This window comes from Paenibacillus caseinilyticus, assembly GCF_027533645.1.
Classification (GTDB): domain Bacteria; phylum Bacillota; class Bacilli; order Paenibacillales; family NBRC-103111; genus Paenibacillus_G; species Paenibacillus_G caseinilyticus.
Genome location: NZ_JAQAGY010000017.1, coordinates 142,348 through 167,685, shown reverse-complemented (window position 1 = coordinate 167,685; position 25,338 = coordinate 142,348). Strand labels below are relative to the sequence as shown.

21 protein-coding genes are annotated in these 25,338 nt (G+C 61.8%); 8 read left to right on the top strand and 13 right to left on the bottom strand.

Annotated elements, in window-relative coordinates; translation table 11 throughout:
* The first annotated feature begins 74 nt into the window (after window positions 1-74).
* Entirely contained in the window at window positions 75-260 is a 186-nt protein-coding gene (gene yhfH, locus O9H32_RS22865; protein ID WP_269868436.1) for a protein YhfH, read from the top strand.
* Between the two features lie 220 nt (window positions 261-480).
* On the opposite strand, the gene O9H32_RS22860 is transcribed toward yhfH, so the two are convergent.
* On the bottom strand, window positions 481-1,686 hold the full coding sequence (locus O9H32_RS22860; RefSeq protein ID WP_269868435.1) for an MGDG synthase family glycosyltransferase: 1,206 nt from the start codon (window positions 1,684-1,686) through the stop codon (window positions 481-483).
* Between the two features lie 377 nt (window positions 1,687-2,063).
* On the opposite strand from O9H32_RS22860, the gene O9H32_RS22855 reads away from it, so the two are divergent.
* The gene (locus O9H32_RS22855; RefSeq protein ID WP_269868434.1) at window positions 2,064-5,597 is read left to right on the top strand and encodes a PAS domain S-box protein; all 3,534 of its coding nucleotides are present in this window, start codon (window positions 2,064-2,066) and stop codon (window positions 5,595-5,597) included.
* A gap of 129 nt (window positions 5,598-5,726) precedes the next feature.
* Here O9H32_RS22855 and nagZ read toward each other — a convergent pair whose 3' ends face one another.
* Window positions 5,727-7,013, bottom strand: coding sequence for a beta-N-acetylhexosaminidase (gene nagZ / locus O9H32_RS22850; RefSeq protein ID WP_269868433.1), 1,287 nt, complete (start codon window positions 7,011-7,013; stop codon window positions 5,727-5,729).
* Between the two features lie 219 nt (window positions 7,014-7,232).
* Between nagZ and O9H32_RS22845 the strand changes: the two genes are divergently transcribed.
* Together O9H32_RS22845 and O9H32_RS22840 are read left to right on the top strand one after the other, a co-directional pair.
* Window positions 7,233-8,135, top strand: coding sequence for an alpha/beta fold hydrolase (locus tag O9H32_RS22845; protein ID WP_269868432.1), 903 nt, complete (start codon window positions 7,233-7,235; stop codon window positions 8,133-8,135).
* Window positions 8,136-8,294: 159 nt separating this feature from the next.
* Complete coding sequence (locus O9H32_RS22840; protein ID WP_269868431.1) at window positions 8,295-8,879, top strand: histidine phosphatase family protein; 585 nt, start codon at window positions 8,295-8,297, stop codon at window positions 8,877-8,879.
* 102 nt (window positions 8,880-8,981) lie between these two features.
* Here O9H32_RS22840 and O9H32_RS22835 read toward each other — a convergent pair whose 3' ends face one another.
* Complete coding sequence (locus O9H32_RS22835) at window positions 8,982-9,107, bottom strand: hypothetical protein (RefSeq protein WP_269868430.1); 126 nt, start codon at window positions 9,105-9,107, stop codon at window positions 8,982-8,984.
* Window positions 9,108-9,929: 822 nt separating this feature from the next.
* On the opposite strand from O9H32_RS22835, the gene O9H32_RS22830 reads away from it, so the two are divergent.
* From O9H32_RS22830 to O9H32_RS22820, 3 genes are all read left to right on the top strand, one after another.
* Complete coding sequence (locus O9H32_RS22830; protein WP_269868429.1) at window positions 9,930-10,418, top strand: GyrI-like domain-containing protein; 489 nt, start codon at window positions 9,930-9,932, stop codon at window positions 10,416-10,418.
* Window positions 10,419-10,628: 210 nt separating this feature from the next.
* Window positions 10,629-11,117: a hypothetical protein gene (locus O9H32_RS22825; protein WP_269868428.1), complete on the top strand. Its 489-nt coding sequence runs from the start codon at window positions 10,629-10,631 to the stop codon at window positions 11,115-11,117.
* A 97-nt stretch (window positions 11,118-11,214) separates the two neighbouring features.
* The gene (locus O9H32_RS22820; protein WP_269868427.1) at window positions 11,215-11,961 is read left to right on the top strand and encodes a metallophosphoesterase; all 747 of its coding nucleotides are present in this window, start codon (window positions 11,215-11,217) and stop codon (window positions 11,959-11,961) included.
* A gap of 175 nt (window positions 11,962-12,136) precedes the next feature.
* On the opposite strand, the gene O9H32_RS22815 is transcribed toward O9H32_RS22820, so the two are convergent.
* The 7 genes from O9H32_RS22815 to O9H32_RS22785 form a co-directional block, all read right to left on the bottom strand.
* On the bottom strand, window positions 12,137-12,970 hold the full coding sequence (locus O9H32_RS22815) for a protein-glutamine gamma-glutamyltransferase (RefSeq protein ID WP_269868426.1): 834 nt from the start codon (window positions 12,968-12,970) through the stop codon (window positions 12,137-12,139).
* Between the two features lie 235 nt (window positions 12,971-13,205).
* Window positions 13,206-14,522, bottom strand: a complete 1,317-nt coding sequence (locus tag O9H32_RS22810; RefSeq protein WP_269868425.1) for a deoxyguanosinetriphosphate triphosphohydrolase family protein — start codon at window positions 14,520-14,522, stop codon at window positions 13,206-13,208.
* Between the two features lie 389 nt (window positions 14,523-14,911).
* On the bottom strand, window positions 14,912-16,066 hold the full coding sequence (locus O9H32_RS22805) for a mannitol-1-phosphate 5-dehydrogenase (RefSeq protein ID WP_269868424.1): 1,155 nt from the start codon (window positions 16,064-16,066) through the stop codon (window positions 14,912-14,914).
* Window positions 16,063-16,500, bottom strand: a complete 438-nt coding sequence (locus O9H32_RS22800) for a PTS sugar transporter subunit IIA (protein ID WP_269868423.1) — start codon at window positions 16,498-16,500, stop codon at window positions 16,063-16,065. Before O9H32_RS22800 ends, O9H32_RS22805 begins: the two co-directional genes overlap by 4 nt.
* A complete protein-coding gene (locus O9H32_RS22795; protein WP_269868422.1) occupies window positions 16,497-18,560 on the bottom strand; it encodes a BglG family transcription antiterminator in 2,064 nt (687 codons plus the stop codon). The genes O9H32_RS22800 and O9H32_RS22795 overlap by 4 nt, the downstream gene beginning before the upstream one ends.
* Window positions 18,561-18,644: 84 nt before the next feature.
* Window positions 18,645-20,096 carry a PTS mannitol transporter subunit IICB gene (locus tag O9H32_RS22790; RefSeq protein WP_269868421.1) on the bottom strand — a complete coding sequence of 484 codons (1,452 nt, stop codon included), beginning with the start codon at window positions 20,094-20,096 and terminating at the stop codon, window positions 18,645-18,647.
* Between the two features lie 280 nt (window positions 20,097-20,376).
* The gene (locus O9H32_RS22785) at window positions 20,377-22,209 is read right to left on the bottom strand and encodes an LTA synthase family protein (protein ID WP_269868420.1); all 1,833 of its coding nucleotides are present in this window, start codon (window positions 22,207-22,209) and stop codon (window positions 20,377-20,379) included.
* Here O9H32_RS22785 and O9H32_RS22780 point away from each other — a divergent pair.
* A complete protein-coding gene (locus O9H32_RS22780) occupies window positions 22,199-22,525 on the top strand; it encodes a hypothetical protein (protein WP_269868419.1) in 327 nt (108 codons plus the stop codon). The two genes, O9H32_RS22785 and O9H32_RS22780, sit on opposite strands and share 11 nt — an antisense overlap.
* A gap of 224 nt (window positions 22,526-22,749) precedes the next feature.
* Here O9H32_RS22780 and O9H32_RS22775 read toward each other — a convergent pair whose 3' ends face one another.
* The 3 genes from O9H32_RS22775 to mgrA all read right to left on the bottom strand — a co-directional run bounded on the left by O9H32_RS22775 (window position 22,750) and on the right by mgrA (window position 25,243).
* Window positions 22,750-23,325, bottom strand: coding sequence for a TetR/AcrR family transcriptional regulator (locus O9H32_RS22775; RefSeq protein ID WP_269868418.1), 576 nt, complete (start codon window positions 23,323-23,325; stop codon window positions 22,750-22,752).
* 5 nt (window positions 23,326-23,330) lie between these two features.
* Complete coding sequence (locus O9H32_RS22770) at window positions 23,331-24,032, bottom strand: MBL fold metallo-hydrolase (RefSeq protein ID WP_269868417.1); 702 nt, start codon at window positions 24,030-24,032, stop codon at window positions 23,331-23,333.
* A gap of 218 nt (window positions 24,033-24,250) precedes the next feature.
* Window positions 24,251-25,243 (bottom strand): L-glyceraldehyde 3-phosphate reductase, encoded by a 993-nt coding sequence (mgrA, locus tag O9H32_RS22765; protein WP_269868416.1) that lies wholly within the window; start codon window positions 25,241-25,243, stop codon window positions 24,251-24,253.
* Window positions 25,244-25,338 lie beyond the last annotated feature (95 nt).

Here is a 25,338-nt window from a genome sequence, read left to right as displayed (position 1 = left end):
CAAGAAATCGCTTACATTCCCAAATGATATCTTGTATAGTGAAGGTATCCTGGACAAAAGGGAGTGATGGCAACATGCAAATGCGATCAAGCGAGTTCTACGAGAACCTGCCTCTCAAATGCTGCGATACGTGCGGCGAATCGATGGAGGAGATGGCGGACTGTTACAGCTGTACCTGTCCCTCCTGCCGCGGCGTCACCTTCTACCCGCTCAGTCCCGTTACCCGTTCCCCAGCCGATACGCCCCACGGGGGCGAATAACTCCTACCTGTTCCCCGTCCTTGAAGGTCCCATATCCAAAGCGCCCCTTTCGCTTTCGAAGGGGTGTTTTTGGTATGTGACCATTCTTATGTGGTCTTATTCCGATGAAGCCTTATTCTGATGAGGCCCCTTGCTTATGTATCCACATCATCGCAAGCGTACACGATCCCCAGCGCAGCAGGCTGCCCCTCAAGCGAAGGGCCGCAGCATCGGCCCCTGCCTACCAGGCCTTGCGCATGCTGAGCTCGGTCCGGGGCGCAAGGCCCGTCTGTCCCTGCGGATGCAGCGCCAGCACCGCCTCCCATGCCCGCTCGGCGGGCCGCGCGATGCGGAAGGCCTCCGCCCGGGCCCGCATCTGCGCCAGGCGGGCAGGATCGCGGACCAGCTTCAGCAGCTGGTCCGTCAAGGAGCCACCGCCGGAGGCCAGCACGGCAACGCCGGCCCGCTCCAGCACGGCGGCATTGTCCTCTTCCTGGCCGGGGATGGGCTTGTAGAGCAGCATCGGCAGCGCTTTGGCTACGGCCTCCGACGTGGTGAGGCCGCCGGGCTTCGTCAGCAGCAGGTCCGCCGCCGCCATCCACCGGTGGATATCCTCCGCGAAGCCCAGCAGCCGGACCTGGCCTTCCGGCCGGCGGAGCCGCTCTGCTTCCAGCTCCCGCTTCACCGCCTGGTTGCTGCCGCAGACAACGACCAGCTGTACGCTGCAGCACACTTCCTCCGACCGCAGCAGCGAGCGGATGCCGTCGCTGAGCAGCCCCCCGCCTCCGCCCATGACGAGCACGACGGGCAGGTCCGGACGCAGACCGAGCTCCGTGCGGGTGCGGCACCGGTCCTCTTTGGTGTAGAACCGGGGAGCGACCGGAATGCCGCTGACGGTGATCCGGGCGGATGGAATCCCCCGGGCCCGCAGCGCGGCCGCCACCTGCTGGGAGCCGGCCAGATACAGGTCCGTGCACGGATTGAGCCACAACGCATGATCCGTATGGTCCGTGATAGCCGTCACCAGCGGCACGGAGAGCCTTCCCTCCGCCTTCAGGAGCGATACTGCCGCCGCGGCCAGCGGAAAGGTACAGATGATCGCATCCGGACGGTATTCGGCCGCCAGCCGGAGCAGCTCGCGGCGCCCGAGCCGCAGAAACAGCGAAAACAAGGGGGACAGCCCCTCGTCATATTTCGTTTTATGATAGAGATATCCGTAAAGCGACGGCGTTTTTTCCACCATCTTAAGAAACCCGTATTTCACGACGTGCTGCAGCTGGGGATACACGCGCTGCATGAAGTCGACGACTTCCGTATCCACCGCTCCGCCTGCTCCCAGCCGGGACGCTTCCGCCAAAGCTTTGGCCGCCTGCCGGTGGCCGTCCCCCAGATTGCCGGAGAGCACCAGTACCCGGAGCCGCTGCGCCGTCCCCTTACTCCATTCCATGAACGTACCCCCTGCACTCTTTCAGGTACCGCCCTTCTCTCTCTCTTCCGGGCGATTTCCGTTTCCGTATCTATTATATTAAACGTAACTTCTGAACAATTCCCTCTCGCAAATCTTAATTTTTTCTTAATGGGACGCCGGGTGTTCCTGCGGGATCAACAAGGACCTTCCAAGCCCAGCCTCCTGCCGTTTCCCCCATCGTACCACAAAGCGCCCCCCGATGCATGCGATTGGAAGCTTTTCCCTACCGGTTTCCTCCCTTCCGTACCCTCCTTGTGTTTCAATCCTCCCCAAAGTCTTTATTAAATTATAAGAGAACCCGCGCGCACCGCACTTGCAGAGAACCGTCTTCCCAGTCCCCGGTGCAGCAAGCGCGCATGGAAGGAAAGGAATTGATCGGCTTGCCTGACGACCTCACCCAACCCTTGGCATCGCTACCTGTCCCACACATCGACACGTCCCTCTTCGAGCATCACCCGGACGCCATCTTCCTGATGGACCGGGAGGGACGGTATCTGTATGCGAATCCGGCCGCTGAAAGAGTCACGGGATATGCCCCGGACGAAGCTTGCAGAGCGGTTGCCGGGCAGCTTCTCCGCGACCCGTCCCCTCGTGCGGAGCAGAAGGAGCGGTTCTCCGCAGCGCTCCTTGGCCGCGCTTCCTCTCCCTTCCTGCTGCGTATGGACCGCAAAGACGGAGGTGCGGCGGAGCTGGAGATCACCTATGTTCCTATTTGCCGGGACGGTGCCGTCGTAGGGGTGTATGGGATCGCTCGGGATGTCACCGAGGAGAAGGAAAGCCGGCGGAGGCTGACCGAATGCGAAGAGAGGTACCAGCTCATCTCCACCCACGCGCAGGATATCATCTCGTATTCGACGCCGGAGGGCATCTGCCGCTATATCTCCCCCTCGGTGCGCCGGCTGCTCGGCTACGAGCCGGAGGAACTCGAAGGCACCCGGATCGACACCCTGTACCATCCGGACGATGCCGCTGCGATGCAGGAGCACTCCCATAGGGATGAGGACATCGTTACTTTCCGGATCCGTCATGCCTCCGGGCTGTACATCTGGATCGAGACGGCCTACAAAGCCATCCGCGGCAGCGGCGGAGAGATCGAGTATTACCTCGGGATCGGACGCGACGTAACCCACCGGCGGAAGATGGAGGAGCATCTGCTGAAGAGTGAGGAGAACCTGGCCCAGGCGCAGCGGATCGCCCGCATCGGCTCATGGGAGTGGGATGTGGGCACGAACCGCTTGGAGGGATCTGCGGAGCTTCACCGTATATTTGGGCGGGAGGTGACTTCATTCGAAGTATTCCTCTCCTGCCTGCACCCCGAAGACCGGGATACGGTACAAGACGCCCTGCAGCTCGGACTCCAAGGCGTTCCGTACAATTGTGATTACCGGATTGTCCGCCCCTGCGGGGAGATTCGGCATATTCATGCTCAAGGGGACCTCTACCGGCAGGAGGACGGCAGCGCCTGCCGCATGATGGGGACGACGCAGGACATTACGGAACGCAAAGGCATGGAGCTCCGGCTGCGGGAGAGCGAGCGGACGCACCGGCTGCTCTCGGAGCATTCGCTGGATATGATCGCACGGATGTCCGCACACGGGGAAGCCCGCTACCTCTATGTCTCCCCGGCCAGCCGGCGGCTGCTGGGCTACGATCCGTCGGAGCTCGTCGGATGCAGTCCCTACGATTTCATCCACGCTGACGATGCCCACCACCTGCTTTCGTTTCAGAAGCGGCAAGCGTACGGGGACGAACCCCGCCTGCTCACATTCCGGATCCGCCGCCAGGACGGCATCTATATCTGGTTCGAGACGACCGTCCGTTATGTACTCGGCAGGGACAGCGGCGAGCCGCAGGAGATCATCACCGTCTCCCGCGACATCACGGACCGCAAGCTCGCGGAGCAGCGTATCCAGGTAAGCGAACAGCGGTTCAAGTCGCTCTTCGACTATAACCCTTCCGCGATCTATTCGCTCGATCTCGAGGGCCGGTATACGAGCATTAACGGATCGCTGGAGAACTTGAGCGGTTACGGACAGGAAGAACTGCTGGGGAGAACCTCCTCCCTGCTCGTGGACCCTAGGGATCTGGATAAGACGAGGGAGCATTTTGCCCGCGCGCGCCAAGGGGTGCCGCAGAATTACGAGCTTCGGATCCAGAGCAAACGGGGGGAAGAGATCGACGTCCATATTCAGGATGTGCCGATTGTAGTGAATGGGGAAGTCGTAGGAGTATACGGCATTGCGAGCGATATTACGGAGCGCAAACGGTATGTAGAGCAGATTCAGAAGCTGAGCAACCAGTATACGCTCATCTTGAATTCGGTCGCCGAAGGGATCTACGGGGTGGACTTGAACGGGCGCGGCGTGTTCCTCAATCCGGCCGCCTCCGATATGCTCGGCTATACGCCGGAGGAATTCACGGGACTGCGGATCCATGCCTCCGTCCACCATTCCAAGCCCGACGGCAGCCCCTATCCGCGCAGGGAATGCCCGATCTACCTGACGGCGCGGGACGGCCTCTCCCGTTATGTGACCGACGAAGTGTTCTGGCGCCAGGACGGCTCTTCCTTCCTCGCGGAGTACCGGACGCACCCGATCTATGATCAAGGACAGCTCGTGGGCGCGGTGGTCGTGTTCACGGATACGACCAACGAGAGGGAGATCATCCAGGCCAAGGAATCGGCCGAACGGGCAGCCGAGGCGAAGTCGGAATTCCTCGCGGTCATGAGCCATGAGATCCGGACGCCCATGAACGGGATTATCGGGATGACCGAGATTCTGCTCGACACGGAGCTCACGGAAGAACAGCGGGAGTACGCGGAGATCATCCGCCAGAGCGGCAGCTCCCTCCTGCATATTCTTGGGGATATTCTGGACTTCAGCCGGATCGAGGCCGGCAAGATGGCGCTCGAGCATCACGGATTCAAGGTACAGACCGCTGCGAGCGAAGTGCTGGATCTCTTCGGGCCGAAAGCGGCGGAGAAAGGGCTGCTGCTGCGGGGGGAGATCGATCAGGATGTGCCGCCGCTGCTCGGCGATTCCATCCGGCTGAAGCAGATTCTGATCAATCTGGTCGGCAATGCGCTGAAGTTCACGGAGTCCGGCACGGTTACCCTGACGGTCCGCAGCCGTCCTCTGCCTCTCCCCGGGGCGCGGATGCTGGACTTCGCCGTAGAGGATACCGGCATCGGCATCCCGGCGGAGAAGCGGCATCACCTGTTCCAGTCGTTCTCCCAGGTGCACCCCGGCATCAACCGCAAATACGGCGGGACGGGGCTCGGCCTTGCGATCTGCAAAAGACTCGTGGAGCTGATGGGCGGTTCCATCGCGGTCGAAAGCACGGAAGGGGCTGGCTCCGTCTTCACCGTCAGCCTGCTCTTCCCCGAGGAGGATGCCGGCGGTCTGCCGGTTGAGGAAGCGTCCGCCCTCCCCGGCGCGGCTGAGAGGGAGGCCGGAGGAAGCGGAACCCGCGGAACAGAGGAGACGGACGGCACACTGCGCATTCTCGTCGCCGAAGAAACCGCGGCGGCCCGCATCCGGCTGAGCCGGCTGATCGAGCGCCTCGGGCACAAGGCGGATGCCGTGCCGAACGGATTGGCCGCGGTCAAGGCCGTGCAGCGGCAGCAGTACGATCTCGTGCTGATGAGTACGATGCTGCCGGTTATGGACGGGGTCACCGCCGCTTCCCGCATGCACTCCCTGCTGCCTCCGAGCCGGCGGCCCGTCATCGTCGGGGTGGCTCCCGGGGCGCCCGAGGAGGAACTGGAGCGGTATACCCAGGCTGGTATACCGTACGTGGCCGCGAAGCCGCTCGATACGGGGGAGCTGCGGACGCTCCTGCGCAGGGTGCAGGTTCGGCTCAGGCCGGACAGGGAAGAGGAACAGGGCTAAGAGCCGGGAACGCTGCCGTCCCGGCTCCTTCTTGTGCCCCCGAATCGTTATAAGTATCGATGGATTCGTGTATGGCGGATTTGCACCTGCCCCCCTCCTTTATAAGAGAGCAGGAGCGGACGAGTCCGGTTACCGGCCGGCCTTGCCTGCCTCGAGCTGCTTCACTGCACTGCGCAGCTGCTCGTTCAGCGCGGCGGTATCCACCGCGCCGGGGCGCTCGTCGCGCAGACGGTACTTCGCTTTCAGCCGCAGAATGCGGGCGACGCTCTCGTCCAGCCTGGCCCCGGTAATCACGCCTTCCGTCAGGGCGCGCTTCACCGCCGAGAACACCTCCGTGCCGGCTTCATAGCCGTGCCCGACGAGCAGCACATCGGCGCCTGCCTCCACGGCCTTCACTCCGGCCTCTCCTAAGCTGTAGCGCTTGGTGATGGCGCTCATGACGAGATCGTCGGTGACGACGACCCCGCCGAAGCTCATCTCCTCCCGCAGGAGGCCGGTGATAACCCGGCGCGACAGGGACGCGGGAGCTTCCGCATCCAGCTTCGGGAGCAGGATATGGGCGACCATCACGGCATCGGCACCGCTGCGGATCGCCTCGGCGAACGGCTTCAGCTCCAGCGAGCGCAGCCGCTCCAGATCATGGTTCACCACGGGCAGCCCGTAGTGCGAATCGGCAAGCGTATCCCCGTGCCCGGGAAAATGCTTGACCACCGCCGTCACCTGCTGCGACTGCAGCCCCTTCATCGTCTGGATGCCGACACGCCCGACCAGCGCCGGGTCCCGGCCATACGCCCGGTCCCCGATGACGGTATTGGCCGGATTGCTGAACACATCGAGGACGGGGGCGAAGTTCATATTCATCCCGAAGGCGGCGAGCTCCCGCCCCACGGCTTGGCCGACCGCCAGGGAGGCGGCGGGCTTGTCCGCCCGCCCTACGGCTGCCGCAGACGGCGGTTTGGCCAGCTCCTCCGGCATCCGGCTGACCCGGCCGCCCTCCTCGTCCAAGCTCATCCATAAGGGCACCCCCTCCTGCTGCCGGTTCGCTTCCTTGAGGTCGCCGGCAAGCTTCAGCAGCTGGGCCGCGTTCTGTATATTGTCGCGGAACAAGATGAATCCACCCGCATGATACGTCCCGATCCAAGTCCGTGCATGTTCGTCCGCGGCCGTACCATCCAGCCCGACGAGCAGCAGCTGGCCCACCTTCTCGTCCAGCGACATGGCCTGCACCTGCTCCAGAATCTCATCCTTCGCCTTCACTGCAGGCTCAGCAGCCTCTTCCGGAGCGGACTGCGGCTGCCCTGGCCGCACCTGCGCCGCTTCCCCGCCCGGGGGGGCGAGTGCCCGGGCTCCGCAGCCTTCCATACCTGCGGCGGCGAGCAACCCGAGCAGACAGAAGAACCATTGTGCTCTCCTCACCGGTCGGCACACTCCTTTCCCTTACGCCTATTCTAAAGTTGTGAATCCGAGGTTCTCCGCAGATTTCTCCTGCTTTCCTATCCTTGCCCAGCCGGAGCCGGCCAAAACATGCCGTTCCCCGCTCCAGTTAACTTTACTTCATCCACGGGATCAGGTACAATTCATGCCGTCGGCTCGATACGACATGTATCAACATTTTCCAATGAAAAGAGGCTCCTTATGATGAAACGCTCCCTTGTTCCAGCGGCCTTATCCCTGATCTTGGCGGCCCAACTGTTCTCCCTCCCCGCACTGGCGGCGGAGAGCCTCCCTTCATCCGGAGGGGACGAACCCGCCACCGATGCCAAGAACAGTCCGACCTTCCAAGGCAAGGTCGACATCGGCGGCTACGGATTGTATATCTCGGTAAGGGGCGCGCGCCGGGCCAATCTGCCTACCGTGGTCTTTGAGAACGGTTACGGCGATGCTTCCGGTATCTGGGATGCCGCAGCGTCGGAGCTGTCCAAGGTCACCCGGGTCGTCACCTACGACCGGGCCCACATCGGGGCCAGCGATGCGCCGCCGGAAGCCTCTTACTCTGCCATGGATGCGGCTAACCGGCTCCACACGCTGCTGGAGCGTGCCGGCGTAAGCGGCCCCTTGGTGCTCGTCGGCCATTCCATGGGCGGCTTGTATATCCGGCAATATGCCCGGCTGTACCCGGGTTCGGTGAAGGGTTTGGTCTTCGTCGATGCTTCCCATGAGCACATGGAGGACGTGCTGTTCGCCGAGTATGACGCGCAGACCCGGGTGGAGATCGTCGAAGATGACCTTGTGACGTCCGGCGGCTTGGAAGGGCATTATTATCCGGACGTGGACAATACGTACCGTCAGATCGACCAGGGCAGACAAGCCGACTTCCTGCGCGGCCTCCCGATTACCGTACTGTCCGGCGGCAATCACGGGTACCCCGATGTCTTCACGGACGGAGAAGCCCGCTGGGCTCAGCTGCAGCGGAGCCTCGCTTCCCTGTCGAACGACTCGGTTCATATCACCGACCCGGGCAGCGGCCACTACCTGCATACCGAGAATCCCGGCCTCGTCGTCAGCTCGGTGATCGCCCTGTTCAGCCGGACCCGCTAAGGCATGCCGACTTGAACTTCTCGGCGGACGTGCCCACGCCCGCAGGGAAGGGCAAGGGTGCCGGAGCTTGATCGGGGCTTTGTGCTTGATTGGGGCTTTGTGCTTGATCGGAACTTGGAGCTTGATCAGAACGACATGCGGCATGGAAGGAGAATGAGAATGACTGCAGTCACCACTACCGTTTATTGGGTACGGCACGCGAAATCTCCCTATACCCCGGAGCGGGAGCGGGAACGCGGCTTGTCCCCCCGCGGGGAAGAAGCCGCCCGGAGAGCAGCCGGGCGGCTGGCAGGCGAAGGAATCGAGCTGCTGGTCTCCAGCCCGTACCGCCGGGCCGTCTTAACGCTGCAGCCCCTGGCCGAGCTCCTGCGCCAAGAGATCCGGATCGAAGAAGACCTGCGCGAGCGTACGCTGTCCGCGGAGCCCCTGTTCTCTTCGCCCGAGGCCTTCCATGAGGCCAAGCGCACCTTGTTCGCCGATCCGCAGCACCGTTACCCCGGCGGGGAATCCAGCGACGCAGCCCAGCGCCGGGGGGCGGCCGTTCTGAAGCGGCTGCTTCTGGCGTACCCGGGGCGCAGGCTCGCCATCGGTACGCACGGCGATATCATGACGCTGATCCTCGGGGCGTGGAGCCCCGCTTTCGACTTCGCTTTCTGGCAGAACACCTCTATGCCCGACATCTATAAGACCGAATGGGAGGGGCTGCGTCTGCATGCGGTCACCCGCTTGTGGACGGAGGCGTAGCCGCCGGGCCGCTGCGCCGCTGCAAGAGGCTGCCGGCATCCCCGCCGGGGTCGAGGCTGCGAAGACCGGGCCGAGGATTCCCGCACCGCACACCCTGCTTTCCTAAGGCAGCAGACCGGCACCTCCCTCCTTACCTGCAGCATAGAGCAGTCTTCCGGGCTGCTCTTCCAGCACTCCAAGACGTTTCTCCGCCAAGAGAAACGTCTTTTTGTGTACCCTTTTTCCCATTCGCCCTCTCCCCTCGGCCGCCCCCCACAAATATTTCCATGACTAAACCTGTGACAGGAGTCAGTGGTCATATGACTTCCTCCCGGGCTACGATAGGTATAAGCGCTGCAACGAGCGAGCCGGCCCGTCCGGCAGCTGCGGCACAACAACGGAATCAACGAACGACCGATACAACAGCCCCCCCAGGGCGGTACCCCACGTGTCTCCCGCGCATCACCCTCCCTTCTACCTATCCTCACCCCAATTCATGAACACTAGGAGATGACAAGTACGCCTGACATCCAACCGCTCCCACCGCAAAAACCTCCTCATCGCCAGCTCCCTGCTGCTGGCTTCCCAATCTTTCGGTACAATCTTCCAAGCCTCCTCCGGCCCAGCCGGACGGAGGCTTTTGGCTGCCGTACCCACGGTGCCGGCAGGACGGGGTGAGTCTGCATGGGAGCCTCTTCTCGCTGCGGCGGCCCTCCCCGGCGGTCTGCCAGAAGCATCCTTTGGTCAGAATCGGTCACGATTCTTTCACAAAAGGGCTTTTGTCGTTCAGCCCCAGGTATGTTATGATAGAAATATTGGATATATTAACCATTTCACAACATTCATTTCCTTATTCCGTTCATCCGTCCGTTCCTGCCGGACCACGTCTTCTCCATGCGATGATACCAGCGATTCCGGTACAGCTTCCCCGGAGTCCATCGAGGCTTCCGTCCCGTTCGATCATGAGAACACCCCTTGTTTTGGTTGCGCTTACATAATTACGTCTGCTTCCGTTCCCCACCGGTACATCCGTGCCATTACACCTACTTTGCTTATTAAGGAGACTTCGCCATGTCCTACCCTGTTCTGTCGACACCGGGAGTCCACCTCATTGCCCTGGAAATGAAACGGTTCATCGGCCTGCCCATAACCGTGCCCTTCGAGCCCGGCAGGGACGGCCCGCGTTCCGTCCACCGCGTCCGGGAGGAATTCCTGCGGCGGCGGCATGAAATTCCGAACCCCTTATCCCCCGGGCGCTATGTATGCCCCCATTTTTCCAGTGAGGCGCTCTTCACTTATTTCTATTGCATGGAAGTGGGCTCGTTGGATACGGTCCCCGGCGGGATGGTCGGCTTCACGATCCCTCCGCACCGTTATGCGGCCGTCCGCTCGGAGGGGGACCCTTATCTCGAGATCGAGAACAGCCTGCTCGCCCAGGGCCTGCACAAGGACACTCGCGCGCTCGCGCTGGAGTTCTACAGCTTCGACCGTCCGGTCTGGCCTGGGGAAGTGGACGTCTACGTACCGCTGGCCACGCCCGGAGATGAGAAGGGGTGGTAATGCCGCCAGAACCTATCTCCCGACTGCTGCCCTTGTGCGGAATGAATCGGGCGGGCTGCTGCTCCTGTGCAGCCCCGAGCCCTTCTACGTCGAATGTTAATGCCGGCAGCAAGAACGGACGCTTCCCATATGGAGGGGTCCGTTCTTGCTGCCGGCATGGTATAGTAGATAGATAAGTCACAAGGAATACCTGGAAGCGAGGACTGCACGATGACCCGAAGACGAATCACAGGGATGGTTCTCTCCCTGCTGCTCTACAGCCTGTTGACCTGCTGCGCCTCCCTGCTCGCGGGTCGGGCCGATCAGGCCAACCAAGGGGACCTGTATCCCGTGGCTGCGAACCTGCTCACCGGACCCCAGTTCCTGGTGAAGGGCCTGCTCGGTGAAGGGGATATAGTTACTTACGAGTTCCACCTCCCGTCGTTCCTGCTCGGAGGGCTCGTCTGGGCGCTGCTGACGTTATTCGTGCTCAGGTACAGGCAGCGCAGACCCGGAGCGCACGGACTGCTCGGACTCGGCTTCATTCTGGCCGGGACCGAGATCGTCTTGGCCCTGCTGACGGTCGGCTTCGTGATGACGGTCCCCGTCTTGTTCGGGCCCTTCCTGCGCCTTGCCGCAGGGCTGCTGATCTGGGGGGTGTCCGGCCTTCTGCTGATCGCAGCCGGACTCCTCCGGTATATCCAGGAGCTCCGCGGATAAGCCAGAAGCAAGACCCGCAGCAGCGGCAGCCAGCAACCGCTCCCCGGATCCCCCAACTCACGCAGACTCCGTTCTGCCACCCCCAGGAGGAATGAACATGACCCGAACTCTTGTCATCAGTGATATCCATGGATGTATTGCAGAGCTCCATGCCCTGCTGCGGCAGATGGCGTACCGCCCGGATGCCGACCGCCTGCTTCTGCTCGGCGACTTTGTGGACCGCGGGCCGGACAGCCGGGGCGTGGTCGAAGAAGTGATGCGCCTGGTCCGCGGCGGTGCGGAAGCGCTGCGCGGCAACCATGACCAGCGCTTCGTCGACCTGATGCTCGGCCGTCCCGAGAATATGGAGAAGTTCGTGAAGCACGGCGGCCTGCAGACGCTGCAGAGCTACGGGGCCGACGACCTGCCAGCCGGACCTGCAGACCCTTCGCTCGCCGATAAGCTGGGGCGCGCTGCCTCCCGGATCCGCTCGGCCTGGGAGGGGCACCTCGCCTTCCTCGACAGCCTGCCCTACTACGCGGAGGACGACCGCCATATTTATGTGCACGCCGGGCTGCATCCGGAATACACGCCCTGGCACGAGCAGCCGCTCCGCGAGTTTCTGCTGATCCGCGAGGCGTTCCTGCCCCACCCGGTGACCGCCGGCCGGACCGTAGTCTTCGGCCACACGAAGACCGTCGACATCCACGGCACCCCGGACATTTGGTTCGCAGGAGACAAGATCGGCATCGACGGCGGATGCCCGTTCGGCTTCCGGCTGAATGGGCTGGAGATCACGGAGAATGGCGATTACGCCGCCCACCATGTCCCTTCGGCTACCCGCTGGGTGCTGCAGGCGGATTGACGCCAGTTCCCTCCCGGCTCTGCCTGCCGCCATATGCTCGGGCAAGCCTTCCGGCGCCAGGAATCTTGCCCGCCGTCTGCCTTGACCGGCCGGCATCACAGGAGCACCCGCGCTCACCGGCAGCGCCAGCCCGCTGCCTCCAGCGCCCTGGCCGCCCGGCCCATGCCTGATGCTATTACAGATAGATGGCTGTACGCGTGCCGATGCGGGACACGATGCGTCCGCGGGAGCGCACCGGCAGGAGCGGAAGATACGACGGCAGCTGCCCCGCCCCCGCTGCTTCCAGCAGCGCGAAGAAGTTCGGATACGTAGCCTCGTCGAGCAGGTAAGCGGACACCTTACTGCCGGGAAGACGGTGCCGGTTCAGCTTGTTCACGAACAGGTCGATCCTGCCGATCCCAACTCCATGGCCGAAGTAAGCGTCCCCCCGCAGCTTGATGACATTCTCCCCCTGCCACTCGATGACTTTGGGATTCACCTCCGGGTTCTTCACATACTGAGTGTCCCCGGGATACACCTCCCCCTTGCCGTATACCGTGATAAGATGCAGCAGGGAATCGTGATGCCAGGACATCAGGAACAGATGCCGGAACAGCCGGTCGAAGCCCGCCTCCCCGATCGTCTCCAGCACCGCTTTGTATAACACAATGATGACGGCCGTAGCGCACTCGAAGGCGTACGCCTTGCCGTTCTTGTATATATCCCGGATGGCCTCGGAGGTGCGCACCTCCGGTCTCTGCCGGAATCCTCCGCCTGCCGTACGAGTCCAATACGCCTCGTTGCAGCGCGACTCCTTGAACGATTCGAACTCGGCATCGCTCTCCTGCAGGCCGACCGCCGCCTCCACGATGGCCGACCTCAACCGCAGCTCGAATTGGAGCGCCGCAAGTGACGGATATTCGAACACGACGGGACTGCGCTGCTTCTGCTCATAAATCTCCCGCTCCAGCGGTGCCAATACCTGTACCGCTGCGCTTACGCTAAGGCTGCTCTCCGGCAGCACAATCATGCCCTTCCCTCCTCTGACCGGCGAGACAGCGCTCAAGCGGCTCCCCTCGGCCGTCCGCCGCGCCGAGAGCAGACATCTCGGCAGGGTTCCCCAGCGGATGCCCTGCCGAGATCGGTATCCCCCGGCCGCTTCTCATGCCATGACAAAAAAGAGCGGTCCGGCCCTATGCCGTACTCCGCTCTTTCATTGTATGCCGGGCCCTCACCGCTCAGACCCTGTTTCGGATCACGGTTCCCTAGTCCATCTCATAGATGGATCCGGATTTGCTGGCGAACAGCTCCGCATAGACCTTCTCGGCGTAGGCGTCCGTCATGCCGGAGATGTAATCCGCGACGAACCTCGGCCAAGTCCATTTGTTCCCGTGCTGCTTATAGTTGTCGATCCAGTCCGGCGGGATAATCATCCTTCCCTGCTCGGGCACCTTGAAGCTGTCCCACAGCCGCTTGATCATGATCTCGCTGCGCTTCTGCAGCCGCTGGACCCGGAAGTCCTTGATGAGCGTAACCCACGCCAGCTTCTTCAGAATCTCCATCGTACGCAGGAGCTCGAGGTCCTGCTGGCCGTCGCGGACGAAGGTGACCTTCTTCCAGCCCCTCGCCGTGTCGTCGATGATCCCGACCCGGCCGGCGAAGGTGCTGACCCAGCGGGCCTTCATCTCCCGGCGGGTGCGCGACGACTCCCGGCCGCACTGCTCATAGATCTCCTCCCACTGCTCGAGGTAATCCTGCAGCACCCGCTTGACCATAGATTCGATATCCACCGACTCCCAGCCGACTTCGAGATTCCCCTGGTCGTCGACAATCTCCTGCACGAGATGCTCCACCAGGCGGTCCTCTTCGAAGAAGGTGCGGTTCATCGCGATCTTGCCGGCGCGGATGCCGTCTTCGATATCATGCGTGGAATAGGCGATGTCATCGCACAAATCCATCAGCTGCGCTTCGAGGGTCGAGCAGCCGGACGGCATGTTCCATTGGTGCCGCAGCTCCGTGATGCCCTCCCACTCCATAGCGTAGCAGCCCTTGAGCTTGCCAGGGTCATCGAGACAGTACGGGTACTTGTTGACAGCGAGCAGCACCGCAGCCGTCAGGTCCAGGCCGCTGTCGCTGCCCGCCCGCTTCTCGAGGAACATCAGAATCCGGAAGTTCTGCGCATTGCCCTCGTACTTCATGCCGTGCTCCTTCTCCAGCAGCCGGTCCAGCACTTCTTCCCCCTTGTGCCCGAACGGCGGGTGCCCGAGGTCATGCGCCAGCGAGGCGCATTCCACTACAGCGGGATCCAGCACGAGGCCCGGGTGTTCTCTCCGGCTCAGGAACGGATACAGGTTGCCCATCCGGCGGGCCGTCTCGCGGGCAATCTGGGATACCTCCAGCGAGTGCGTCAGCCGGGTGCGATAGTAGTCGCCCGTACCGGCGCCGAACACCTGGGACTTGCCCTGCAGCCTCCGGAAGGCCGGGGACTGGATCAGCCTTGCATAATCGCGCTCGTATTCTTCCCGTTCCTCACTGAACGTACCTGCCGACGGTTCATCAAGCCGCAGTTTCCGTAAGTCCATCTCTCTTCCCCCTTGCAGCCGAGCATAGGATGTCATTATTATTCACACAGCAATCACATTATGTTCTGGACATTGTATCATACTCCCGGACGGGATGGAAAGTGAGGATCACCCGCACAAAAAAAGCGGCCGGCTCACGCAGAAGCCCCACAGCGGACTGCCCCCACAGCAGGTCCGTTCCGCTATAACATTGCCAATAACCTGACAGCGTTATTCCCTTAAGTTACCTGCAGCATCTGGGAGCAGGAAATTGATAAAGGCCAACCGCAAGCGGCTGGCCCTGGCTGTCCCTGTATGAAAGAAGAATGAATGATGACCCTGCTTACCTGTTGGATGCATGGATCGGATTTCAGCTGAGACTCACAGCCTGCACATAAATTTCTCCTGCATTAAGCCAATTGCCCGCCGAGCTCCTCGTATTGTTCCAGGATCAGCGCATGAACCGGATGATCCTCCTCAAGGGAGGTGAACCTGCGAATCGCCGCGGAAAGCCCATGTTCCCCGATCTCCGCTTCAATGAGCCGCACGTCCGGGTCGTCCTCCGCCCGGAACCTCAGCGCGGCGGCCATGGCTCGGGCGAGATGGACCGGGCGGACGCCCATGGCCTGAAGCCCCAGCGCCGGACGCACCAGACGGTCGTTCGGCGAGAGCTTGCGGACCGGGGAGCGGCCTACGCGGGCGACCTCATCGGTCAGGTGCGGATTGCGGAAGCGTTCCATCGTTTTGCCGATATAGGCCTGATGCTCCTCCGCATCGAAGCCGTACTTCGCCGTGAGCAGCCGCCCCGTTTCGCCCAGCAGCCCGCGCACTTCGCCAGCGATACGTTCATCCGCCATGCTCTCCTGAATCGTCGCTTTGCCGTACAGGAAGCCCATATAGGCGGCGCAGCAGTGCCCGGCGTTGACCGTGAACAGCTTCCGCTCGATGTACGGCCCGAGGCTGCCCGCATAATGCACCCCTTGGATCTGCGGGAGGCCCGGCAGCATCTGCGAACCATCCACGACCCACTCGTAGAACGGCTCCACGGTCACATGCAGCGGGTCTTCGTGACGCTGAACCGGCACGATCCGGTCGACCGCCGCGTTCGGGAAGGCCAGCCGGCCCTCAGCCTGCCGCCGCTCCTCTTCGCTCAGATAGCTATACACATGCTCCTTGAGCTGCGCGCTGCCGCCGATCGCATTCTCGCATGCGATCAGGTGCTGGGGGCCGCCCCCTGCCTGCAGGCGGAGCTTCACGCCCTTCGCGATGCCTACGGCAATACTCTTCAGAATGTTGACGCCGACGGCCGTGGTGACCAGATCCGCGCCGGCTACCGCTTCCGCTACCCGGTCTAAGTCTCCCCCCGGCAGAGCGGTCACGCCCCGGACCTGATACGACTCCTGCGCGTCGCTTGCCAGGGCAACCGTGTACGCCCCTCTGCGCTGCAGCTCGGACACGAGCGTTTCATTCACGTCTACGAAACACACCTCATAGCCGGACTGGAACAGCAGCAGCCCGATGAAGCCCCGGCCGATGTTGCCCGCCCCAAAATGGACCGCCTTCATTCGCCCATCCCTTCCTCAAAGATCCCGATGAGCTCCTCCTTGGTGGAGGCATTCAGAATCCGCTCCATGTTCTCCTCCTCCGAGCAGATCATCGCCACGTTGGTCAGAATGCCGAGGTGGTCGCTGCCTGCAGCCGCAATCCCGATGACGAGGCGGGCCGGTTCGTCCCCGCCGAAATCCACGCCCTCCGGGAAGAGCAGAATCGATAATCCCGCCGAAGCGATCATCTCTTTGGAGTCCTTGGTGCCGTGGGGAATAGCCAGCCCTCCGCCCATGTAGGTGGACAGCGCCTCTTCTCTCTCCAGCATTTTCTCTATATAGCCGGGAGCGGCATGACCGGCATCGACCAGCAGCTGCCCCGCTAAGCGGATCGCTTCCGTTTTGTCCTTGGCCTTGGCATCCAGCAGCACTTTATTCGGTGACAGAATACTCATCGCACGATTCTCCTCTTATCCGTTTTGTAGATACTCTCAAAAAACGCCGTCAGCTTCCGTGACAGCTCCAGGCGGATCTCCTCTTCGCTCCCCTGCTTCAAGTGCTCCACCAGATCCGCATCCAGCAGGAAGGAGCTGATCTCGCTAAGCACTTCGAGACTCTCTCTCGAAAGCTCCCGGGGACCGAGCATCAGCAGCAGATGCCTCACGCCCGCCCCTTCGTCATGCGCCAGCGGGAGGTCCCCCTGCAGGCGGAACAGCGTGAAGGAGGGCCTCGCGATATGTTCGCTTCTCGTATGGAACAAGGCGATGCCCGTATCCGGAATGACCTGGGAGCTCTGCTTCTGTCTCTCCAGCAGAAGCTCCACGACCGCGGGCAGGTTCCCTATGCCCGCGCTGCTCTCCACGTACCTGCAGGCCGACTGCAGCAGGCCGCGGAGTCCCGCAGTCTCCTCCAGGGAGGCGTAGACCCCGAATTGGTCGACGATTGACACGATTTCATTGAGATAGGCCTGCAGGCGGTGCAGCCGCTCCAGCGATTCGGAAGGGACGCCCCCCTCTTCCCCGCTTCGGGTTGCCCCCTGCTTCAGCGTGACTTCCCGGATGAAGCGGCGCAGCCGCTCCGCCTCTTCTGCCGTCAGCAGCGGACTGAGCCTGATATATCGCTGCGGCTCCAGCGGAAGGTCTACCGTCGAAATGATCAGGTCATACGCATCCCCCGGGATCCGTACCGCTTCGTACCACGAAGCATGGCCTACGATCTCCACCTGCGGCAGTTCTTTGCTCAAGCGGATCGCCAGCATCTTGGAGGAACCGATCCCGTTCGTGCAGACGATCACCGCCCTCACATTGTGGCGCAGCGACTTCAGCCGCTCCAGCGAGGCGCCAAAATGCATGACGAGAAAACCGATCTCCTCATCGGGCATCGGCAGCCCCGGCAGTATAGCGTCCGCTGCCTCCCGGATCCGGACGAACAGACGGTCATAATCCCGCCGGATCTGCGACAAGAGCGGATTGCGGATCTGAAAGCCCTCGCGGATTCGCGGTACGGCGGATTCCAAGTGGCCCGTCAGCCCTTCGAGCAGCTGACGGTCCTCGCCGAAGCCCGCCTCCAGGTCCGCTTCAAGGGCTGCGATCAGCCGCCTCGCCAGATCCATACAGCCGGGGTCGGCTTCGGGCAGCAATCCGTGCGGATCCGGAGTGTCCGCAAGCTTCAGCATGCCGGCCAGATAGCTGATTTCCCCGACAGGCAGCCCCCCCAATGCCGGAGACATCTCCTCCGCCAGCTTCCACAGCCGCTCCGGGACCTCTTGCCCCGGCGGCGCTTCCCGCACCCGCTTCCCATCCCGGATTCTCCCCAGCATGACGGACATGCGGATGAGCAGCCGCGCATATTCATGCTCCGCCAGCCGGTTCAGCCACAAGCGGTCCGAGGCCCATAGGGCATCCTCAGCCAGCTTCAGGTGCTTCCGCCCAATGAGCTCCATCAGCCTGCGCTTGACCGGTTCCCGGGCGAGATCCTCCGGCCGGCCGAACAGGTCCGATTCATCGAGATGCTGTATCGCGAGCAGCGAGAGCGTGCTCCGCAGACGGCCTTCCTCCCCCGTCACCTCGACGCCGTATCCTCTTCGCCGCACCAGAACCAGCCCGCTGCGCTGCAGCCAGCTCCCGAGCTCATCCAGATCATGCGTCACGGTGGGCACCGTCACCTTGAGGCTGTGAGCCAGCGCGAACAGCTTCACCGGCTCCTCGGCCTGCAGCAGCATGCATAAGATGAGCGCCTTCCGGTCCTCGGCGGTATAATCCTCGGGGACCGCTTCGAACAGCCGCCGGTGAAGGGCACCCAGCTCCTCTTCCCCGGCCTGCAGCAGCATGCCCTTCCCCGATTTCTTCTGCAGCTCCACCCCGTATTCCGCCAGGACGGCCTCCAGCTCCTCCAGCTCCCGGTGGACCGTTCTCGTGCTTACTTTGATTTCCTCCGCGATCTCGCCGGCGGTAATGCCGTCGCTTCGGAGCAGCAGCAGTTGTATGATCTGTCGTTGTCTGGTAGAGACACGCATGGCGTCACCCTTCCTCAGGCTAAGATGGGCTGGTTCGCGGAGAGAATCCCCCGGCAGCCAGCCTCCGGCCCGAAGCCCTGCAAGCTAGGCCAGCCGCTTCGTCAGCTCGTCGTACTCCGGGCTCTTCATGAAATTATCGATGGAAATATGCTCTGCCTTCGGCGCTTGGACCCTGGCCCTCTCCGTCAGCGAGCGGTGCGTAATCACGATATCCGCGTCTCCTGGAATTTCGCTGATCGCCGTGTTAATGACTGTTACCCCGGCCCCCGCGTCCTTCAGCTTCTTCCTCAAGATCGAGGCCCCCATCGCACTAGACCCCATCCCGGCATCGCAGGAGAATACGATCTTGCGGACGTCTTCCTTGGCTTTGCGGGCCGTCGCCGTTTCGGCTGCCGCCGCAGCCTCGGGTACGGCCGCAGCCGGCCCTCCTGCGCCCTTCATTTCCTTCATGCGGGCCGAAGCCTGCTCCAGGCTCTCTTCCTGCTCGTCTTTCTTCGCGGCCTTGAGCAGCAGGGCCGCAACAGCGAAGGAAGCTGCCGCACCGGTAATGACGCCGGTGAACACCGGAAGCATGCCCCCTTTGGGCGCCATGGCCATGAAGGCGAAGATACTGCCCGGCGAAGGGGGAGCGACCAGCCCGGCATGGAACAAGCCGAAGGTGAACGTGCCCGTCACGCCTCCCGCGATGACGGCGAGGATCAGGCGGGGATTCATCAGGATGTACGGGAAGTAGATCTCATGAATACCGCCGAAGAAGTGGATGATGACAGCTCCCGGCGCGGACTGCTTGACGCTCCCACGGCCGACGAGCCAGTAGGCGAGCAGGATGCCGAGCCCCGGGCCCGGATTCGATTCGAGCATGAACAGCATCGACTGGCCGGTCTTGGCCGCCTGGTCGAGCGCGATCGGGCTCAGTACGCCGTGGTTGATCGCGTTGTTCAGGAAGAGTATTTTGGCCGGCTCGATCAGAACGTTGGCCAGCGGCAGCAGACCCGCGTTGATCAAAGCCTGCACGCCCGATGCCAGTGCCTTGCTGAACACCTGCACGAGCGGGCCGACGAACGTGTAAGCGATAACGGCCAACAAGGCGCCGATGATGCCGGCGGAGAAATTATTGACGAGCATCTCGAAACCGGAGCGGATCTTGCCTTCCACTGCCCGGTCGAATTGCTTCAGCACCCAAGCCGCGAAGGGTCCGACGATCATCGCGCCGAGGAACATCGGAATATCGGTCCCGATGATCACGCCCATCGTAGTCACTGCGCCGATGACGCCGCCCCGCGCCCCGTGAATCATCGTACCGCCCGTGTAGCCGATCAAGATCGGCAGGAGGTAGGTGATCATCGGGCCCACCAGCTTTGCCAGATGTTCATTTGGGAACCAGCCGGTCGGGATGAATATTGCCGTGATAAGACCCCAGGCGATGAATGCGCCGATGTTCGGCATCACCATGCCGCTCAAAAAGCGGCCGAACCGCTGTACCTTCACTCTCATGCCACCGGCGGATGAAGCCGGTTGTGCTGCCGTTGAATTCATTAGAATCCCTCCTGGTTGCGAGTCTTGATCTTATGTTCAGCTCTTGCTGTAGAGTTATAGTAAAGCAAAAGCGCTTTCAACATCAATGAAAGGAAAATCCGTTTTCGTCATCATCATTGTTGACACCTTTTTTGTTGTGAAGGCGCGTAACTTAAGAAAAACGCCTGTCGGCGTCCTGTAAGATCTCTGCGTGCCAGTCCATACGTTGGTGCACGGTGAGAGGATGGGTACGGGGTTCCAACCGCTCTTGAAGCATGAAAACAAAAAAAGCGGACAGCCCCTAAGGGGCTGTCCGCCGGCTGGCGGCATACGCTGAATCCTCTGCCGGAGCCGGCCCGTCGTTTCGGGTCAGTCCGTGGGATGCCATATATTTGGCAAGATACTGCTTGCCGAACATCTCGTCATATTGGAGCTCCCGGTATTTCTCCACATCTTCCGCGGCCGAAGGAGGTACCCTCGTATGCAGCCCCTGGCTCGAATCGACCACGAGCGACCGCAGCAGCCCCGGCGTTTTCTTGGATAGCTCCGCATTGAAAGCCCAGGCGGCCGGCATCGGCAGCCCCAGCCGCTCCAGCATATAGGCGCTGAGGAACGAGTTGCTGAGCACCGGCACCTCCTCCTTCGGCAGGTCGGTGTTGGACCAGACGACGAACGGCACGCTGTGCATCCGCTTCTGCTCCTCGAGAGACCACTGGTCGGCTCTGCCGGTGTGGATGAAGTCCGACTGGACGTATACATCATAGTCATATCCCATCATTGGCAGATGGTCGCCGTAGAAGACGATGACCGTCGGCTCCTTCGACTTGCGGAACGAATCGATCAGCAGCTGCAGGCTGCGGTCCGCATCGCGAACCCCGTGCGCATACGTCTGAAGCACATTACGCGCGTCCCCGCTTAGGCTCCCTTCGATCGAGATTCCCGCGTCCCCGTACCGGTTGTCGTCATACGGACCGTGATTCTGCATCGTTACCGCGTAGATGAAGGTCGGCTCCTCGTTCGCTTCCACTTCCTTAATGATGCTGCGGGAGACTTCATCATCCGAGATGAACGCCCCTTTGTATTCGGGGTTAACCATGCCTTCCTTGCTCAGGAAGCTGTCGAAGCCCATGTGCTTGTACACCTGCTCCCGGTTCCAGAACCAGCCTTCGTAGGAGTGAATCGCTGCACTGCGGTAGCCCTGTTCCTTAAAATAGCTGGCCATGCTCGCAATCGGCTTCGAGATGTACTGCTGGTACGGAACCGAGCCCGCCGGCAGGAAGCTCATCGACTGGCCGGTAAGCACCTCGAACTCCACGTTGCTCGTGCCCCCGCCGAACTGCGGCGAGAGAAGATAGCCTGACGTCGACTCCCGCTGAAGCCGGTGAACCGTCGGAAGCGGGTCTTCGCTGAAGGTCACGCCCGGCAGCAGCGTCGGGTCCCAGAAGGCCTCGTTCATGATGAAGACCACATTCGGCTTCACGCCGGACGCCGCATTGGCTTTGGAAGCGCCTGCCAGTTCATGGAGATTTTCCGACATGGCGGCGATGGACACTTCGCTGTAGCCGGGCGGCTTCGGTACAATTGTATTTTTGACATTCATCGTAAAAGCCAGTGATAATCCGTTCGTCCCGTAATTCTCCCCCTGATTCCACACGATTTCATTCGCTCCCGCCGCATTCAGCACCTTGAGCGTCCAAGGCGACTGGACCCCGAAGGAATGCAGCAGGAATAAGCTTACTAACGACAATACCAAGCGGGTCACCGGACGCGGACGCAGCCGCGGCGCCCACCGCGCGAGCACGAAGATCAGCAGCACGATTCCGAAGACGGCGCCAAGACGGCTAAGCGCCTCCCGGTTGGTGACGAGCGGCAGAATGTTCATACTCTCTTTGTTCAGGAAAATATCCCATGGAAAAAAGGGCTCGCCGATCAGCTTCTGCTTGAAGTAAGAGATCATCGATACGAGCATGAGCAGCAGGGTGCTGACCCCGACCGCCGGCAGCAGGCTTCCGATGAGACTGTACAGCAGACTGAAGACCAGGAACGTCAAGACGCTGTTGAGCAGAAACACGGCACGGTTGCCGGAGATCCAGTCCCAGGTGCTCTCCCAGGTACCGCGTTGAATGAATTCCATACCAAAGACCAAGAGAACCGGTACGATCAACAGTGCCGTCAGAATGACACCATTTCTTCCCGCGCGGGCAAGCTTCGATCGTGATGACTTTGGCTGTCCTTTGGTGGCCAAAGAACGACGCATCGTTTCTCACACTCCTTATCTTCCCGCGTGTCTGGCACAGCCGGTTCCGGTGCCCCTCGCACCCCGGCTGCTATCTCTCTATGCGGATATTGCATTCGATGAAGTTATTGTAAAGGAGAAATATGAAAAAAACATGAAAAAAACCGAGGATTGGAGGAAAATGGGTCTATCGGCAGGCTTTAGAACATCATAATCGACAAATCTTGCACCCGCTTTAAGAGCAGGCAGGAAAATTTCCATAATCCCCTTTTACCCATATTTACACAAACTTAAAACTTTATAACTGTGACGATTGTGTGACAACAAAGTGAGAGGCCTCGGAATCCACGAAGGAATAACAAAAAGCGGCGGGACCCGATCCTCCCGCCGCTCTATCGTTCCTTCCCATGTCTCCCTATGCCGGGGGAGCCGGAACCTTCACCCGGCTCCCCCGGTTCGCTGCTCCAGTCCGGTCAAATACGTCGACAACAGCCGGTTCAAGCTCTCGTCCGGGTCCAGCGCCATCCCGAATCCGCCGCGGAGCTCCAGCGAGGCGAACCCATGCAGCAGGCTGCGCAGTCCCCGTACCGTATGGAGGGCATCCTCCCGCTCCAGCCCGTAAGCGTCCAGTACCTGCAGCAGCAGCCCGAGCAGGGACTCCGAGGCCGCCTCCACCTCCGCATCCATCACATCCGGCGCCCGCATAATGCTCTCATACAGCCCGGGATGCCGGCGGACGAAGTCGACGTAAGCGAGCCCCACGGCATGCACAGCCCTTCTCCCGGACTTGCCCGCCGCCGCCCCCGCGACCCTCTCCCGAAGCTGGACGATCCCGTATACGGCTAAGGCCTGGCGCAGCCCCGGCAGCCCCGGGATATGGTTATACAGCGAGGGGGTCTTCACCTTAAGCTCCGCGGCCAGCGCAGCCAGGGTCACCGCCTCACAGCCGTGCCGGTCCGCCAGATCCGCCGCGGCCTGCAGCACGCTGTCCCGGTCCAGTCCCATTCTCCCCATCGGCCTCAGCTCCTCTCTGCCGCTGCGATCGCCCGGTCCATAGCGGCCACCGGACTGCTGAGCATCCGGCCGTGGCCTACGGCGAGCAGCGAAGGCTGCAGGTCCCGCAGCCGGCGCGCACTCTGGACGGCCTCCCCCTTATGCCAGGTGGCGAACGCCGGAAAAGGGAACAAAGGCACCGTCTTGCCGGAGACGGCTACGCCTGCGCGGGTCTGGAAGGAATCGCCCGCGATAAGCGCGCCGGTCCGCGTGTCGAGGAAGGCCATCGAGCCCGGCGTATGGCCGGGCGCGGCGATCGCCTGCAGCGAACCGATGCGGTCTCCGTCCGCCAGCTCCCCATCGGGGCGGGTCTTCAGCCCCTTAGGCACACCGCCGCGGATTGGCGTCTGGGGTTCGCCGGCCTCCAGCGACCGGTCCCCCGCAAGCAGCCGGGCATCGCGGGCGGAGATCAGCACCTGCGCATCGGGCAGTGCTGTCCGCAGGGCGTCCAGCGCGCCGACATGATCATCGTGCGCGTGGGTAAGCGCGATGCGCGTGATCGGCTTGCCGATCCGCTCCGCCGCAGCGAGAATGCCCTTGGCGCTCACTGGCAGCGCCGCGTCGATCAGGGTCAGCTCTTGCTCTTCCTCTACCAGATAACAGTTGACAGGGAACACAACAGGAAAAAAGGTAAGCGCGTGCAGCCATTCAATTCGCTCCGTACGCATGGGCCATCGCCTCCGTTTATTAAAAACTAATGATATTAGTATCATAACTAATGTTATTAGTTTTCGCAATAGGCACTCGGTTATTTTACATGGAGCCTGAGGCCCATCGCTGGGGATTGTCAGCCCGCTTTTCCCGCGGAACGCCAGAAGGGCCAAAAAACCACGGGAATCCGCGGTCTCTTGGCCTTTTGATTCTTGCTCTGATTCTTGCTCTGCTCTTATCCCTGCAGAATCCGTTCGATCCGCTGCAGCTCCTCGGCGCTGAAGTCCAGATTCGAGACTGCTCCTACCGCATCCTCGATCTGGCTGACCTTGCTCGCGCCGATCAGCGCGGAAGTGACCCGGCCGCCGCGCAGCACCCAAGCCAGCGCCATCTGGGACAGCTTCTGCCCGCGCTCCTGGGCAATCGCGTTCAGCTCTCTGACCTTGCCGAGCACCGTATAGGTCAGCTCCTCCGGGCGTAGGAAGACGCTTGGACCCGCAGCCCGGGAGTCGCTTGGAATGCCGTTCAGGTAGCGGTCTGTCAGGATTCCCTTGTACAGCGGCGAGAAAGCGATACTGCCAACGCCCTCTTCCTCGAGCACATCGAGCAGGCCGTCTTCCACCCAGCGGTTCAGCATGGAGTAGCTCGGCTGGTGGATCAGGCACGGCGTACCGAGACGGCGCAGGATGCCGATCGCTTCCTTCGCCTCTTCGGGACGGTAGTTCGAGAGCCCGACATAGAGCGCCTTGCCCTGACGCACGACCAGATCGAGCGCCGACATCGTCTCTTCGAGCGGCGTGTTCGGGTCCGGACGGTGGTGGTAGAAAATATCGACGTAGCCAAGCCCCATCCGCTGCAGGCTCTGATCGAGACTCGATACGAGATACTTCTTGGAGCCCCACTCCCCGTACGGTCCCGGCCACATGTAGTAGCCTGCCTTGGTCGAGACGATCAGTTCGTCGCGGTAAGCCCCAAGATCCTGCGCCAGGATCCGTCCGAAGTTCTCTTCGGCCGAGCCGGGAGGCGGCCCGTAATTGTTGGCGAGGTCAAAGTGCGTGATCCCAAGGTCGAACGCCCGGCGCACCATCGCACGGCCATTCTCGTACGTGTCGATCCCCCCGAAGTTGTGCCAGAGGCCAAGCGAGATCGCCGGCAGTCGCAGGCCGCTGCGGCCCGAGCGGTTATATTTCATCGTTTCATAACGGTTCGATTCGGCTACGTAGGTCATGATATCCCTTCCTTTGCGCGCGTATTGGATGTTTCCTGACTTTGAATCCTGACATTGATTCCTGGCGTTGATTCCTGGCTGTGGGTCGGGCTATC

Excerpts from the sequence above, each read along its gene's own strand:
- yhfH (WP_269868436.1), top strand. The coding sequence starts at position 75 with ATGCAAATGCGATCAAGCGAGTTCTACGAGAACCTGCCTCTCAAATGC.
- O9H32_RS22860 (WP_269868435.1), bottom strand. The coding sequence starts at position 1,686 with ATGGAATGGAGTAAGGGGACGGCGCAGCGGCTCCGGGTACTGGTGCTC.
- O9H32_RS22855 (WP_269868434.1), top strand. The coding sequence starts at position 2,064 with ATGGAAGGAAAGGAATTGATCGGCTTGCCTGACGACCTCACCCAACCC.
- O9H32_RS22845 (WP_269868432.1), top strand. The coding sequence starts at position 7,233 with ATGATGAAACGCTCCCTTGTTCCAGCGGCCTTATCCCTGATCTTGGCG.
- O9H32_RS22840 (WP_269868431.1), top strand. The coding sequence starts at position 8,295 with ATGACTGCAGTCACCACTACCGTTTATTGGGTACGGCACGCGAAATCT.
- O9H32_RS22835 (WP_269868430.1), bottom strand. The coding sequence starts at position 9,107 with ATGGGAAAAAGGGTACACAAAAAGACGTTTCTCTTGGCGGAGAAACGT.
- O9H32_RS22830 (WP_269868429.1), top strand. The coding sequence starts at position 9,930 with ATGTCCTACCCTGTTCTGTCGACACCGGGAGTCCACCTCATTGCCCTG.
- O9H32_RS22825 (WP_269868428.1), top strand. The coding sequence starts at position 10,629 with ATGACCCGAAGACGAATCACAGGGATGGTTCTCTCCCTGCTGCTCTAC.
- O9H32_RS22820 (WP_269868427.1), top strand. The coding sequence starts at position 11,215 with ATGACCCGAACTCTTGTCATCAGTGATATCCATGGATGTATTGCAGAG.
- O9H32_RS22815 (WP_269868426.1), bottom strand. The coding sequence starts at position 12,970 with ATGATTGTGCTGCCGGAGAGCAGCCTTAGCGTAAGCGCAGCGGTACAG.
- O9H32_RS22810 (WP_269868425.1), bottom strand. The coding sequence starts at position 14,522 with ATGGACTTACGGAAACTGCGGCTTGATGAACCGTCGGCAGGTACGTTC.
- O9H32_RS22805 (WP_269868424.1), bottom strand. The coding sequence starts at position 16,066 with ATGAAGGCGGTCCATTTTGGGGCGGGCAACATCGGCCGGGGCTTCATC.
- O9H32_RS22800 (WP_269868423.1), bottom strand. The coding sequence starts at position 16,500 with ATGAGTATTCTGTCACCGAATAAAGTGCTGCTGGATGCCAAGGCCAAG.
- O9H32_RS22795 (WP_269868422.1), bottom strand. The coding sequence starts at position 18,560 with ATGCGTGTCTCTACCAGACAACGACAGATCATACAACTGCTGCTGCTC.
- O9H32_RS22790 (WP_269868421.1), bottom strand. The coding sequence starts at position 20,096 with ATGAATTCAACGGCAGCACAACCGGCTTCATCCGCCGGTGGCATGAGA.
- O9H32_RS22780 (WP_269868419.1), top strand. The coding sequence starts at position 22,199 with ATGAATTCCATACCAAAGACCAAGAGAACCGGTACGATCAACAGTGCC.
- O9H32_RS22785 (WP_269868420.1), bottom strand. The coding sequence starts at position 22,209 with ATGGAATTCATTCAACGCGGTACCTGGGAGAGCACCTGGGACTGGATC.
- O9H32_RS22775 (WP_269868418.1), bottom strand. The coding sequence starts at position 23,325 with ATGGGGAGAATGGGACTGGACCGGGACAGCGTGCTGCAGGCCGCGGCG.
- O9H32_RS22770 (WP_269868417.1), bottom strand. The coding sequence starts at position 24,032 with ATGCGTACGGAGCGAATTGAATGGCTGCACGCGCTTACCTTTTTTCCT.
- mgrA (WP_269868416.1), bottom strand. The coding sequence starts at position 25,243 with ATGACCTACGTAGCCGAATCGAACCGTTATGAAACGATGAAATATAAC.